Here is a 15,036-nt window from a genome sequence, read left to right on the forward strand (position 1 = left end):
CTGTCACGGAACAACGTGAATTAGAAACTCTGAAACTTCAAAATCAGGAATTAGAACGTCAAAGAGACCTCAAACAACAAGAAGCGGACGAGCAATCTGAAGCCACGGTAAATGATGCATTGGCTGCACTTAAATTAAAAAGAACAAAAGATTTAACTCGACAGTACACAGGAATTACTGAAATCGGTGAAGAATATACTGCCGGATATAAAGAAACAGATATTGTTTCTGCTACAAAAAATGAAATTGATGAACTTACAAATTTACAGGCCAAACGAGCCGATTTATTAGAAAAGCTTGACGGTACAACATCCGAATTCAAAAAAGATTTATACTCTAAAGACCTTGATGACCTAGATTTGGAAATATCAAAGTATTCAAAAACAATCTCTAAAAACGTAGACACTCTGAATACGCTTCGCGAAAGTTTTAAAGACCCGATAACCGGCCTGATGAAAGATGGTCTGGATACCGAAGCCCAGGGGTATTACCACTCCATCACGGATATCATTGATGATTTCAATACGTTAGATCTTTCAGCCCCTGATGCCACCCTGTATAGGCTCGATCAGCTTTTTGGCAATTCTTCCGGCATGGATTTTGTCAAAGCCCGGCTAATTGAGGCCGCCAAAGCCGGTAAGGATTTAGAAGGCACATTAAAGGACATGGGATTAAGTCTTGAAAATCTGGGCGTTGAAGATATCGATACCTTAAACAGCTATTTTAATGAACTGGCCGCTTCTGCCGGCAAGGCGTCGGCCTCTGTCAAAAGTCTTGCCGACACCGAATCCATCGACAATGTCGCTGCTGCTTTCAGTTCAAAAAATGCAGGTTATAACTATGAACAGGCCATCGGCTACGCCCAAAAAGCCGCTGACTTATATCATCAGGGCCTGACCGGCACCGATGACTTCAAATCCTTTGCCGATTACATTTCCTATAATATGGACGATTCCATAGAAGCCTATCAGAATGGCATTGAAAAATTCAACCGTTATTTTACGGCTGAAAACGACAGCGGACTTCAAAATTTTATTCAGGATTTTAAAGAGAACCGCTCTCTTGGAGAGAATGACGACTGGATATCAAATCTTGGAAATACGGCTCAGCTTGCAAAAGATATGGGGCTGGGCGTCGGCGCTGTGGAGGATATTCTGGGCCGAATGGAAGATTACGGTTATATCAGCGGCGACCAGTGGCACTCTTCCCTTAATGACCTGGCTGAATACAGGAAATCCCTTTCAAATCTTGAGGAAATTTACAACGCTATGGATTCGGGAAAAGAAAAAGAATCTCTCGGTTCGGATATTGAAGATTGGAAGGCCAATCTGGAGATGTATGAGGAGGACCTGTCTCTTCTGGATGAAAATGCCGTCATAAAGATTAAGTTTGCCTATGACAATGCTCAGCTTGAACAAAGCATCGACAACTCTCTGGCCTACGCCAAAGCCTCCGGCCAGTCGGACAACGCCGTAAACCATTATGCCAACGCCATCGTCGGCCAGGAAGAACTTATTAATAACTATGAGGAATCCCTGGGGATGAACAGAGAGGGCATTACCATTCCGGCACGATTTGACACGGATTCCCTGTATGAACAATTACAAAATGCCTCGAGCAACGAAGAAATCATTGAAATTCAGGCAAAAATCAGTAATAAAAATGAAAGCTACCAGAAATATTTAGAATATTTGTCTGAACAGCATCCGGAATTAACGCCGGAACTTAATATTGACGATGCCAATGATATTATTCTGAGCAAAAAAATTGTCGTCGATAAAAGCAATATTGAGGAGATTGAAAATGAAAACGGCACGATTTCCTATACCGCCAATATCAACGGCCTGTCCATCCCGTCCGAAAAGACCGAGGTAGACGGAGTTGTTTCCTATACTGTGGATGCCAAAGATGTATTCAGATTTGACCCTCCGGATAAAAATGGAATCGCTTCATATTCCAGTGATTTCAGTGGGATCAGTCCGACTGCGCCAACCATATACGGACAGGCTATTTATACCGCAACAAAATTTGCCTCCGGGCTGGTGAATGCCCTTCTGCCTTTTGCTACCGGCACTCTTCTCTCCCCGGCCCACGCCGACGGCAGGGTTTCCCTGCCTCAAAATGAAACGGCGCTGGTCAATGAGCTGGGAACGGAATCCATTATTCGAAACGGCAAATGGATGCTGATTCCGGGCGGTATGCACCGGGAGCATCTGAAAAAGGGAGATATCATCCTCAATGCCGGCCAGACAAAAAGTCTTATGAAATATGGGAAAGCAGCCGGAAAAGGCCGGGCCTATGCGGAAGGCACATTAAATTCGGTTGTATCTAACGCCTACGCCAACGGTTCAGGGGATACCCCGGAACCCGAAACCTTTGACTGGATTGAAAATCGAATCAAACATCTCGAATTTCTGACAGAAAACTGGAAAACCAAGCTGGAATCCGTAACAACTTTTAAGGCACAAAATTCCTATATCGGCCAGATTATTTCCGCCATTCAAAATGAAATATCCAATCTGAATGAATCCTATAACGCCTATATGGCAAAGGCCGCCTCAATCGGCTTGAGCAGCGATTATGTTGAGAAAATTCAAAACGGTCAGCTGAATATCGAAGATATAACGGATGAAAACCTGCAGAAAAAGATTAAAGAATATCAGGACTGGTACGATAAAGCTGAGGACTGCCGCACATCGATGGAAGACCTGAAAATCGACGTGAAGGATTTAAATGAGGAACGAATCGATAATATCACAGATGATTTTGACAATCTTTCTGCCCTGTTTAAAACAATTATCAGTCACCATGAAACCTTGAATGAACTGGCTGAAAAACAGGGTAAATCCCTTGGGCAATCCGATTATGATTCCCTTATTAAGTATAACAATGAATTGAAGGCCGCCAAATCGGAAGAACTGAAAAGTATGCAGGCCGAATTCAAGCGGTTGATGGAAGAACAGGAAAACTTTGTTGGGTCTGACCTTTACCTGCGCATGCAGGAAAACATGTTTTCTCTGAAGGATGATATCGCTTCCATTGATATCGAACTGGAAAACATTAAAGACACCATCGTTGAATCGGATTTCAGTACATTTAAAAAGAATGAAACCCATCTGAAAAACTTTGCGGACGAGCTGGACCGGGCAGGCGATCTGCTGAATGAAAATGATTTCTTCACCGATAACGGCCAGTTCACCTCAACCGGTCTCACAAAAATTGCATTAATCTCCGAGCAAATGTCCACGGCCAGGCAGTTGGCTGCGGAATATGAAAACGCCATTGATCAGCTCGGAAAACATCTGGCAAACGGGAACATCACCCAGGAGGAATATAACGAATCTCTGGAAGAATACCGGAAAAATGCCCAGAACGCAGCCGCCGATGTAAAGCAATATAAAGAAGCCATTCTGGATTTGGTAAAAGAGGGACTGGATCAGGAGCTGGACGCCAATAAAGAACTCATCTCCGCCCGAAAGGAGGCCTTAAAAGGGCTGAAAGATTATGACAATTATCAGAAGAAAATCGAAGATAAAAACAAGGATATTCAGTCCCTCCAGGCACAGTTGGCAGCCCTTGAAGGCCAAAGCGGTCAAAATGCGGAACGGCAGCGGCGTGAACTTCAGGCCAGATTAAAAGAACTGGAAACAGACAAGCAGGAACTCATCGACGATCGGGCCTATGACCTCCGGATGGACAGTTATGACAATGCTCAAAAGGAGCTTCAGGAAAAATACGACGCCTGCATCAAAGATCTGGAATCCAACAGCCAAACCCAGGAAAAAGTGATTTCCGATACATTGAAAAATGTTCAGAAGAATTACGGCACTGTTGCCAATGAGCTGAATAAAATCGGGGTAAATATGTCGGAAGATGTCGCAAAGCCCTGGCTGTCCGCCAAAAACGCCGCCACTCAGTATATGAGTGCGATGAAAGAGGCTGAGGCAAAATCAAAGATTACATCCCAAAAAATTGATACGTCAAAGCGGGAGGATGCGTCGGTCATTCAAACCATCGCGCCAACGCCTTCTGAAAAAGGCGTCGAAAAACCGCAGGTTCCTGCACCTCAGCAGCCTTCCAAGCCATCCGGCCCCAAGTCTCCAAACGATTTAGGATTAGACCCCAGCCCGTCAACCAAAGGACTGAGCTGGCTGAACAAAGAAGTTTCCATCCGCGACCGGCTTCTCTATAACGGATGGGCAAGCAGCGACAGGAATTACAGGCTGCTCCACGAATGGGCAGGCGGACATGGCAGTTGGACCGGCACTGCCGAACAGAATATTCATATTCTCAACGCCCTGAAAGCCGCCGGTTTCAGTCAGGGCGGTATCCTTCAGGCCACCGGCGAGGACGGTATTTTCCTCGGGCGCAATAACGAAGCTGTGCTGACAGAAGCTCAATGGAATACCATTCGGGAACTGGCGAGCACGGCCACGGTACATACCCGCCCGACTCCGCATTTCTTCGCGCCGAAGAATTCCGACACTGTAACAAATATATTTGACGCGCCTCTGATTCGGGTTGATGGCAAGGCTGACGAATATACGGTTCGGGAGCTGCGCCGGCTTGCAAAGGACATCGCCCCGATGATCGGCAAAGAATTTTATAAAGACGCACGTAAAATCGGTTTAAAATAAAAAGGAGGACCTTATGGCACTATATGCACACTCATTTTACTTTAACGGAACATCCTCTGAAACCTTCCGGCTCCGGCTGGTGGGTTTCAGTAATGATTCTCCGCTGACAACCTTATATGAAAAATCCGTCATTAAAGGAGAAATCAGCATGTATCACCCCATGCCTGTGCGCAGGGGCTTAAAATACAGTGATGTTCTTAAAATCAATATTTCTGTCGTCAAAAACGACGCATCGCCTTTCACAGACAGCGAGCTTCGTGAAATCCGCCGCTGGCTGAATGGCAGCAATGAGCCTGAAAAGCTCTGTTTTTCCGGCTGTGAAAACCCAATCTTTGAATCTGTGGATTATTATGGAAATTTTATTTCCATTGAGCGATTCGAACCATCCTGTGAAACCTACGGGTTAAAACTTGTCTTTGAAAACATTGCGCCTTACGCCTTTTCAAAGGAAGAAACCGCATCCTACACCTGCACAGATTCCCTGGATATCCAACTGGAAAATACTTCCGATGAGATCAATGAGGATTACTACCCCATTGTAAAAATCAAATCAAATGCCAATCAGACCGTCAGCCTCATTAATCATTCCGATAAAGAAAGATCTTTGTCGGTTCTCATGAGCAGAGATCAGATATTGACATTTTATAATCAGGATAAATATATCGAAGATAACACCGGTGTCTTCAAAATGGATGATTGGAACCTGAAATGGTTCCGCCTCATCCCCGGCATCAATGAAATCTCCGTCACCGGGAACTGTATTTTAACCATTTCCTGCGCTTACCCAAGATTGGCAGGTGGTCAATAATGTTTTTCAATAAAGACTGTCTGAAACATAACACGCCTTTGGATTTTTACGTATGCCGTCCGAATAATCAGACGATGGCCCCGGTGATCGGCTATGAAAATGACTCGATGACTTTAAAGCTGCTGGATATTTCCGAATTATCCTTTGAAGTTCCCGAATACATTTATCTGCCTCAGAAAAAGACGACCCTTTTGAACCCTTGTTTTAATTATCTGTCCCAGTATATGCGGATCAAAGATTCCCAGGGCCGGATCTTCCGCATTAATTCCGAACCGGAAATAGAGAATTCCCCGAATGGGCGAATCAAATCCGTGACCGCTGGTTCCCTCGAATGTGAATTGCAGGATAAGGATATTACCGCGCTGGCTGTCAATATGGGAAATGAACTGAGCCGGGAGTGGTATCCGGAGAACCTCGATGCTCTCGGTATGCCGATCAATTATATTACCTTCGTCAATGATAAGGACCATCGGCTGAGCCTGATGCACATACTTCTGGAATATGCGCCGAACTGGAAAATCGGACATATCGACACCGAACTGCGCTCTCTTCGCCGTTCCTTTGAAATTGAAGGTTCTGACCTTTATGCCGTTTTGACCCAGGATGTGGCCAAAGCCTTTGAATGTGTCTTTCTCTTTGATACGGCAGCCCGGACCATCAATGCCTGTAAGGTGGAAAATCTCGGTGAGGACACCCATATTTACCTGTCCATCCATAACCTGATCACCAGGCAGATCATCGCCCCTTCCAGCGACAGCATTTATACCCAATTTACGGTTCTGGCGGACAGCGGCAAAGATATTCTCCCCTTTGCCAATTTTGGGAGCAGCCGGATTTCCAATTATGACTATTTCCTGAATCCGATATGGTTTGATGAGACAACCATCACAAAATATAAGGCCTATAAAGCTAATGTGGAGGCAAAGCGGGCGCGCTATATGGAACTCACCAAATCCTGGAATTATCTCAACAGCCAGATATCCGAGCTTTATGACCGGGTGCCGGACAGCCGGTGCGAGACCGCATGGACGGGCCTGACACTGGAAGAACTGCAGGCGGAGCTGGAAAGCAGTCAGTCCGCCGCCGCCCTGCTGCGTGAACTTCACACCTCAGAGGGTATTCTCCAGATTGAAAGCACAAGCGATTACGGCATTTATGCCAGTCTCACAGAAGTCATCATTCCAAAGCTGGAAGCTCAGATTGAAGCGGTCAAGGCCGGTCGTCTGACCCCTGAAAATGAACTTTCGTGGGAAACCAACTGGAATTTATACGGCATTAATGAGCTGAATAACAAACTCATCGCATATTCGGAATCGGCAGATATCTATAAAGACTGGGCAGCGCCTTATAATCCCGATATTCATACGGAAAATGAGGCGCTCTACAATCAGAAGCATGAACTCTATCTGGAAAAATGCGAATATGTCCGTCAGATCCGCGAAGCCATTACAGCCAGAGAAAACCGTGTCTCCGAATTCCGCGCTGAGATGAAGGATCTTCAGTCCGAACGGAAAGATATCACCGCCTATGTGCAGATGGAGAATCCTGTTCACGGATTTACCGGTGAAGAACTGAAAATTTTTGAATCTTTAACGGTTCACACCGATTATGAAAATGAAAACATTATTGTCACAGATTTTGACGACCCTATTGCCCAGGTGGATCTGGCTAAAGAATTGTATCATTCAGCCTGCGAACAGCTTGCCGTCGAATCCCGTCCCCAGCTAAGCATGAAGGTGGATTTAGACAGCTTTCTATCCATCAGCAAGTACAACGGTTTCACTGATGAGCTTGACGTCGGAAATTTTATCCGTGTAGGCATGAATTCGGAAGAGGCAGAAAAACTCCGTATAATCAGCATTGATTTTCAGCCCTCCGACCTCTCAGGCAAAATGAATCTGGAATTTTCCAGCATGGTGACCACCTACAACCGAAGAGACGACTACACCTATCTGACAGGAAATAATCATTCCGGCTCAGGCAAGCACAAAATCACCGCAGGGATTTCTTCGGAGGATTTAACAACGGCTCTCTCCGCTCTGCTGAATTCCAGATTTGCCTCTTTAATATCTTCCCCTGTGTTTGAAAATGCCGCTGCGCGGGATATTCAGGCGGCTCTCGGCGTTTTTGACACGGCTTTGGCCGACTATCTGAAAACAAAGGATTTATCCGCGGAAGTTGCCGACATCTCAACGCTGTCCGCAGACTCGGCCTTTATCACCTATCTCCAAACCCAATTTGCCTCCCTGACAGAATTAGACGCAGCTAAGGTGGATGTGGAACAGCTCATTGCCGATTACGGAAATATTAAAACTCTTCTCTCCGGCTCGGCGACCACCGGCTCTCTCCACACAATTATTTTAAATGCGGAAAATGCCTCGATTGACTCGGCTTATCTCAAGGATCTGATGGCAGCGCATATCACCGTAAATGACTTAAAAGCCGGAAATATCAACACGGATGTCATCGGCCTTGCTTCCGGCGATGATTCCCTCCGTATTCAGGGGGCCGCCATGCAGTTTTCCGATGCCTCCGGCGTGCGTCTCCAGCTTGGCAAAGACGCTCAGGGCAATTTCACCTTCATTTTGCGCGGAGAAGACACAGCCATCCTTATCGATGAAAAGGGGCTTCACGAAAATGCCATCGCCGACGGACTGATTCAGACCCGCATGGTGGACAATAAAGCGATCGACACCTCGAAAGTGGACTGGACTTCTGCCGGAGCAGCCGAAGAAAATGGCAAGCCGATCTGGAACTCCCGCAGTATCACTGTCGATGAAGACGGGACAACCCTGACTGAAAAAATCCGTACCATTCAGACAGACATCGATACCCATGCCGGAGAAATCAACCAATTAATCTCGGATACCACCATCACCAAAGAGGACGGAACAACGGTTTCAATAAAAGATGATTACAATTTCACCAAAGATACCGTCAACAGCCATGCCCGGATAATTTCTGCCCATGAATCCTCCATTCAGGGCGTCACATCCAAAACAAACATTCTGGCGCAGGATTTAGAGTCGACAAAAAACAATATTTCCAGCGTCAAAACCCATCTGGAAGGCGATATTTCTTCATTGGCAGAACGCACCGGCACTCTGGAACTGGGCCTCGACAGCTTCAAACTCGGCGTTGAATCTCAATTGGAAGAAACGAATGAAAACGCCTCCATACTTTCCAATATGGCTGCCGGAGAAATGCTTTATGAAAATCCGACATTTATGCTGGAAAACCCGAATGGGTTTGATCCGACTCATTTCAGCCGGTATTTTCCCGGAGTCTCGCTTTACAAATGTACGCACACGGTTATTTCCATTGAAGATAATACCGACTCGCCAATCAGCGATTCTCTTGGAAACACGGTTAGCTTCTCTGCTTCTCAGTGGAACTCGGAATCAGACCGTGTGATCGGCGGCTTTTATTTCCATGCGACTTCCCGATGCAACGGGAAGTATGTTTGTAAAATTATCGCAAACATCCCCGTTGACTACTCTCTTGAATGTCTGGAAACGGCGGCAGGCTCTGCCTGTGACTGCCGGTGGATTAGCGAAACAAAAATTTCCGGCGAAACCGCCGGAAAAAATATCGGCGTCGGCCGATGGGCGGAATATATCTTTTATGTCGGCTGCAGCGATGCCGGGGACTTCGGTGAGATGTTCCATTTCTGCCTGAAAAGCAATTCCGCCGAACCTTCCAAGACCTACCCGGTCTCATGGAAGTTATGCTTTGCAGCCGTCTACGATATTACCGATACATTTTCCTACGCCCGAAAATTAAACCAGGCAGAAACCAGCATCAAAGCCCAAAATGACCGGATTGAACAGGTTATCCAAAGTACGAAAGTGACTGTAACGGATTATGGCAGCGACGGCACGGCCACCGAAAGGGAAATCGACGTCAGGGAAATGTATAATCGGATTGACAGCAATCTCCAGGAAAACACCACTCGAATCGGAGATATCTCATCAAAAGTTGGAGAAAATACCGGAAATGTCCTATCCATCGAAGGGAAGTTAACAACAATCACCGACTCTGTCGATAAAGTCACTACACAGATAGCTGATTTTCCCAAAGCGATTGACGATAAGATATCCAGTTCCATGGCCACTTACACGATGTCATCCAGCGCCTGGATGGCTAAATTCCAGGAGGCCCTGAATACGCCGGATGAAAACGGCAACATCACAGGCACGACGATCGGAGAAATGACCATCAGCTCCAAAGGTATTCAATTTGTCCGGGGCAATAAAAAATCCGTCTTTAATACGGATGAGATTAATGTTTATGAAAATGAAGACCGTGTTTTCGGTATCCAGGAGGATTCCGTTTACACAAACCGTCTCCTCGCTCCAAACGGCGCCGATTTCTATGGGATCAAAGCCGTTCCCATGCAGATTGGAGACGGCAGTAAATTTTTATGTTTTGTTCCATCAGGAGGTGACAGTTAATGGGATATACAGAATTTAACGGCTATCAAAACGGTTCCGGCGGCCAGTATACCATTCATTTGAATTGTACCTACAGCAGCAACGGCTCAAATGCCAATACGTCAAACGTCTATATGACTTTATCCTTCATGCGGAGTGATTACAGCTCTTACTGGTACAATGAGACAGGCAGCGCCTATGTGGAATTCTGGTGCGACGGCCAGTATTACAAAGAAAACTTTAATATAAATCTTAACTATAATGCCGGACAGTGGTATCAGATCGGTCCCGGCCATACTTTCGTGGTTCCTCATAACAATGATGGAACGAAATCCTGCGAAGTCAGAGCCTATGCCTACATCGGCATCGCCCCGGATAATGTGGTGGTCGACGCCCATACGCTGACATTGGACCGGATTCCACGCTATGCCAATTTTACGACCGGTGTGGACAATCAAACAATGACTTCTGCCCGAATCAAATGGTCTGCCGACGCCCACATATCCGAAGGGCAATACTATCTTGACGGTAAAACAACGGCAACAGCCATCACGGCAAAGGGCACATCCGGCACTTTCATCGTCAATGGGTTACTTCCAAACACCAGCTACAACGTAAAAATCCGGCTCAAACGCAGTGATTCCGGCTTATGGACAGAAAAAACCACATCCTTTACAACTCTGGCCGGCGCTTCCGTCGGCAGTGTTCCCGCCTGGACACTTCCGGCCGCTGCCGGAAGTATCACTCTGAACATTTCCAATCCGGGAAAAGGCTATATCCGCCTTTTCTTTTATACGAATGTCGGCGGTACGGTATCATCCAATGTGGTCGTTAAGACCCTTTCCGGCGTTATCAGCGGAAACACTTCCCTGTCTTTCACTGAGGCTGAGGTCAATCAGTTTTATGCCAAAGCGCCTAATTCTGCATCAGGGAAATATAGCGTTTATGTATGTACCTATGCCAGTCAGGCAAACGCTAACAACAACACATCCGTTTTATCGACCATTCAAAGTTCATGGAACGCTTTCACTATTGTCAGCAGCGACGCCACAAAACCGGCGGTCTCCGCTTCTATGCTCAGCATCTACGACAGGGATAATGCCTACGGTTATTTCACCGCCCCGGACAATACAAAATTCGTCCAATCCCTCTCCACTGTCTGCGCCAAAATAACCGCTGCCGCCACCGCCAGAAAAGGCGCTTCGATTCCGGCAAAATCCTATAAAATTACATTTAACGGCCGCACCGAATCTCAATTGGATGTAAACAGCGTTGCATCCTTCGGCCTTGCCCCGACAGCCAAAACCTATAGTGTAACTCTGACTGTCACGGACAGCCGCAATTTTGCCGGCTCGGTGAGCAAAAATATCACCGTATATCAATATTTCGAACCATCGGGAAATATCACCCTGAAACGGCAAAATGATTTCGAAGCGCCGACCACTCTGGCCTTCAGCGGTAGTTACGCTGTCGTCAATAATCAAAACACCATCGGCTCCATACAGTACAGATACGGCGAAACCATTGCCGAAAGAAATGCCGCTGTCTGGACAGATATCACCGCTAAAGCAACTATCGCCGAAGGCAAAATCAACATTCCGGCTTTCAGCGTCGGAAATTTCGAGATCAATAAAACCTATGAATTCGAGATTCAGATGAGCGATGATAAAAATACGGTTTCCTCTGCCAGAACACTGACTCAGGGTATCCCGATTTTGGCCATAGGCGATAAGGGCCGTGTCGGTATCAACTGCCTGCCAACCGACAGTACGGCAATTTCGAACAGTTCGACCCGGCTGCAGGTGGACGGCGCCGTAAAGGCTTACAGCTTTAACGGTATGCGGGGAATTGCCACATCCCTCGGTACAGCCAGTGATGAATATGCTGCAAGCAGCAAACTTACCAACTCGTTGAACAGCAGCCTGACAACATTGAATAATAGTATAAAAAGTATAGGAAAAACCTTGTTCCCTGTCGGTTCTATATTTTTTACAACGGTTAATAAAAATCCCGGAACATTTATCGGAGGAACATGGGCAGCTTGGGGTTCCGGCCGTGTCCCGGTGGGAGTAAATACATCCGATGGAAATTTTAATACTCCCGAAAAGGCAGGCGGAACCAAAACCGTGAATCTTTCGCATAGTCATACTGTAAATTCGCACAGTCACGCCCAAACAGTAGGTGCAGATGACAATATTTGGTATATGGAAACAGGATTCGGTACAAACGGCTCCAGCGTAGCAAACAGAAGTAATGTAATAGCCGTAAGATTAGCGAGTATGGGCTGGCAGGTAACCAGTGGCCTCGCAAGATTACATCACACTTTGCCATCGTCCCCTGGAACCAGTTCAAGTTTAGGTTCCTCTCAATCTATCCTACAGCCTTATATCACCTGCTATATGTGGAAAAGAACAGCCTAATAATAAGAAAAGAGGTAAACACTATGAAAAATATCATTCGATTCAATGATTTAACAACAATGGAATGTACAAACTTCACGCCCACGCTGATTGACAACGTGGACGCTTTAATTATTGAATTCCATTATCCGAATTTTATAACAATGAATGAACGATCCGTGGCCATCTATCAAAAATTTCAGGACATCTTTGCCTTAAAGAAACTGGAATTGATCGATGAGCAGGGAAATGCCATATCCGCTGCCTATACAGGTTTTGGAGATGCCATTCTTTCAATTCAGACGCCGGATTCAGCCGCCCGCACAAAAGATTATATTGTTTTCGTCCAGCTCAAAAAACTGATGGATATCGAAAATAAAATCAGCGCATTAAATGTCGTGGTTGAAAAAATGCGTGAAAAGATTGACCCTGTAGTGGACTTTTCGAAAATGTCTCTGGAAGAAATTCAGGAACACAAATGCAAGGAAATCCAGGATATCATTCAGAAATTCATTGAAGACGGCGTCGATGTGGAACTTCCCGGCGGCACAGAGCACTTCTCTCTGTCTCCTTTAGACCAGTTGAATATTGCAAAACTGGCACGCCGGGCCGAGCTGCTGCAGCTCCCTGTCCCTTATCATTCGGATAAAAATTCCTGCCGTCCCTACACCCCGGAAGAAATGTCCTTAATCTCCCTTGTAACGGACACTTTTATCACCCAATTTACAACGTTGATCAACGCCTATAATGTATGGGTCCGCAGATGCACTTCTCCGGAAGAAGTTCTTTCCATCACGGCAAGCTCAGAGCTTCCGGAAGATCTGCAGAAAAACATTGACAGTCTCAGCGGCATAGATTTTTATAATGCGAGGTGACCTGCATGAACGAAGAAATCGCAGCGCTCTTTCATATCGACTGGAACACTTTTATATTTGCTGTCTGCGCCATTCTTTCAGCCTGGATGGCCGTCAGCAAGGCGATCGATTTTCTCATTGAAAAAACGGGCATTGAAACAAAAATGTCTCTCCGCCGCAAAAAAATGGAAAAATCTATTTCCGAAATTAATGAAATCAAAGAATCTGTCAATGAAGTTAAGGAACTCATGACCCGGCATATTGAAAAAGATAAAGAACGCACGGTGGTCACTCTGCGCTCAAATATCTGGCAAATGCACGGTGAATTTATGAAACAGGGATTTGTCACCAAAGACGGCCTCGAGGTTTTCAGCGAGGCCTGCAAGCTTTACGAAAATGACGGCGGCAACGGCGTCGTCAAACAGAAAATTGAACCGGAAGTCATGCGGCTTCCGGTGAAATAAATGGAGGAAAATGCAATGAACACTAAAATTGGAATTGACGTATCCTATGCCCAGGGGAAAATCGACTGGGAAGAAGTCAAAAAACATATTGATTTTGCTGTTATCCGCTGCGGATACGGGGATAATATCGAAGCCCAGGACGATTCTTCCTGGAAATATAACGCCGATGAATGTACCCGTCTCGGAATTCCCTTCGGCGTATACATATACTCTTACGCCGCAAACGATGAGCAGAGCCGCAGCGAGGCAGAACACGTTCTCCGCCTCATCCGAGGATATAAACTTTCCTATCCGGTATATCTTGATCTGGAAGAGGAATCTCCGGCAACTCGAAATCATGCGGTGCGCGGCGCAATCATTTTCGGAGAAATACTTGAAGCCGCCGGATACACCGTCGGCGTTTATGCCAATTTAAACTGGTTTCGGAATATCATCGGCAGCCGCCTTGACCGCTTTGCCAAATGGATCGCCCAGTATAATTCATCCTGCACCTATGAAGGAAAGTATGATATGTGGCAGTATTCCTCCACAGGATATATTGCCGGTATTCAGGGCAGTGTCGATATGAATTATGATTATTCTGTATCTGTCAAACCATTTCCGTCAGAAACCGCAGACACCGCCGCCCCTCCGGATATTTTCTATGCCGTAAAAACCCGAAATCACGGTATCCTTCCCGATGTAAAAAACCGCAGCGATTATGCCGGCTGGCAGGACAGTGAAATTGTTGCCGTAAAAATCGGCGTCACCTCCGGTTCAGTCCGCTATCGGGTTCATTTGATCGGCGGAGGGTGGCTTGATTATGTGACGGGCTGCAACTGGCAGGATTATCACAACGGCTATGCCGGAGATGATCAGACAGCCATCGACGCCATCGAAATTTATTATGAAACGGATATATCCAAAACAAAGGGCAAATATTATAAAGCCGTCTATCAGGTCAAGGGCAAAAACAACCCGGACTATTATCCAAACCAGTATGATAATGAAACCGGCCCCGGCATGGACGGCTATGCGGGCTGCTTCGGCATACCATTCACCAGATTATTCATCCATTTAGAATAGAAACAGGGTGTCCCACGGACACCCTCTGTTTCTCTGATTCACCGCAGCTTTTCTATTCACCGCCGCGGATTTTATAAATATGCTTTTTGCCTTCCAGTGTTTTTTCGAAGGGTTCGCCTTCGGAAGCAGAAATCAGCATATCATCCACGACAATATCGCCGTCGCCTTCCACATCATCATAGTCCACATCCAGTCCGAAAAGCAGATCGGATAATCGGTTTAATCCCTCATCATATCCTTCATCCTCCATCGAACCCAGTGTGATAGAAATGTGGTCCACCATTTCTTTTCCCTTTTTATTATACGTCTGCACACTAACCTGATACATAAATATAACCCCCTTTGACACATAGTATAACAAAAAAAGTGTATAATG

Annotated in this window: 8 protein-coding genes; 7 read left to right on the forward strand and 1 reads right to left on the reverse strand. The window is 46.0% G+C overall.

What is annotated here, in order from left to right:
- The first annotated feature begins 2,938 nt into the window (after window positions 1–2,938).
- From ACMN7X_RS10055 to ACMN7X_RS10085, 7 genes are all read left to right on the forward strand, one after another.
- Window positions 2,939–2,983 carry a hypothetical protein gene (locus ACMN7X_RS10055; protein WP_418747442.1) on the forward strand — a complete coding sequence of 15 codons (45 nt, stop codon included), beginning with the start codon at window positions 2,939–2,941 and terminating at the stop codon, window positions 2,981–2,983.
- 1,667 nt (window positions 2,984–4,650) lie between these two features.
- Entirely contained in the window at window positions 4,651–5,445 is a 795-nt protein-coding gene (locus ACMN7X_RS10060) for a phage tail domain-containing protein (RefSeq protein ID WP_418747338.1), read from the forward strand.
- Complete coding sequence (locus ACMN7X_RS10065) at window positions 5,445–9,899, forward strand: hypothetical protein (RefSeq protein WP_418747339.1); 4,455 nt, start codon at window positions 5,445–5,447, stop codon at window positions 9,897–9,899. The genes ACMN7X_RS10060 and ACMN7X_RS10065 overlap by 1 nt, the downstream gene beginning before the upstream one ends.
- Complete coding sequence (locus ACMN7X_RS10070) at window positions 9,899–12,298, forward strand: phage baseplate protein (RefSeq protein WP_418747340.1); 2,400 nt, start codon at window positions 9,899–9,901, stop codon at window positions 12,296–12,298. Before ACMN7X_RS10065 ends, ACMN7X_RS10070 begins: the two co-directional genes overlap by 1 nt.
- Window positions 12,299–12,321: 23 nt before the next feature.
- On the forward strand, window positions 12,322–13,152 hold the full coding sequence (locus ACMN7X_RS10075; protein WP_418747341.1) for a hypothetical protein: 831 nt from the start codon (window positions 12,322–12,324) through the stop codon (window positions 13,150–13,152).
- A gap of 5 nt (window positions 13,153–13,157) precedes the next feature.
- A complete protein-coding gene (locus ACMN7X_RS10080; protein WP_418747342.1) occupies window positions 13,158–13,595 on the forward strand; it encodes a hypothetical protein in 438 nt (145 codons plus the stop codon).
- A 15-nt stretch (window positions 13,596–13,610) separates the two neighbouring features.
- On the forward strand, window positions 13,611–14,660 hold the full coding sequence (locus ACMN7X_RS10085; RefSeq protein ID WP_418747343.1) for a glycoside hydrolase family 25 protein: 1,050 nt from the start codon (window positions 13,611–13,613) through the stop codon (window positions 14,658–14,660).
- Between the two features lie 52 nt (window positions 14,661–14,712).
- Here the strand turns inward: ACMN7X_RS10085 and ACMN7X_RS10090 are convergent, their stop codons facing one another.
- On the reverse strand, window positions 14,713–14,988 hold the full coding sequence (locus ACMN7X_RS10090; RefSeq protein WP_418747344.1) for a hypothetical protein: 276 nt from the start codon (window positions 14,986–14,988) through the stop codon (window positions 14,713–14,715).
- Window positions 14,989–15,036: the final 48 nt, after the last annotated feature.

It is taken from the genome of Frisingicoccus sp. (genome assembly GCF_048388605.1).
Lineage (GTDB): Bacteria > Bacillota > Clostridia > Lachnospirales > Lachnospiraceae > Frisingicoccus.

What these genes read in the sequence shown, in the direction of transcription:
- ACMN7X_RS10060 (WP_418747338.1), top strand. Translation starts at nt 4,651, where the DNA reads ATGGCACTATATGCACACTCATTTTACTTTAACGGAACATCCTCTGAA.
- ACMN7X_RS10065 (WP_418747339.1), top strand. Translation starts at nt 5,445, where the DNA reads ATGTTTTTCAATAAAGACTGTCTGAAACATAACACGCCTTTGGATTTT.
- ACMN7X_RS10070 (WP_418747340.1), top strand. Translation starts at nt 9,899, where the DNA reads ATGGGATATACAGAATTTAACGGCTATCAAAACGGTTCCGGCGGCCAG.
- ACMN7X_RS10075 (WP_418747341.1), top strand. Translation starts at nt 12,322, where the DNA reads ATGAAAAATATCATTCGATTCAATGATTTAACAACAATGGAATGTACA.
- ACMN7X_RS10080 (WP_418747342.1), top strand. Translation starts at nt 13,158, where the DNA reads ATGAACGAAGAAATCGCAGCGCTCTTTCATATCGACTGGAACACTTTT.
- ACMN7X_RS10085 (WP_418747343.1), top strand. Translation starts at nt 13,611, where the DNA reads ATGAACACTAAAATTGGAATTGACGTATCCTATGCCCAGGGGAAAATC.
- ACMN7X_RS10090 (WP_418747344.1), bottom strand. Translation starts at nt 14,988, where the DNA reads ATGTATCAGGTTAGTGTGCAGACGTATAATAAAAAGGGAAAAGAAATG.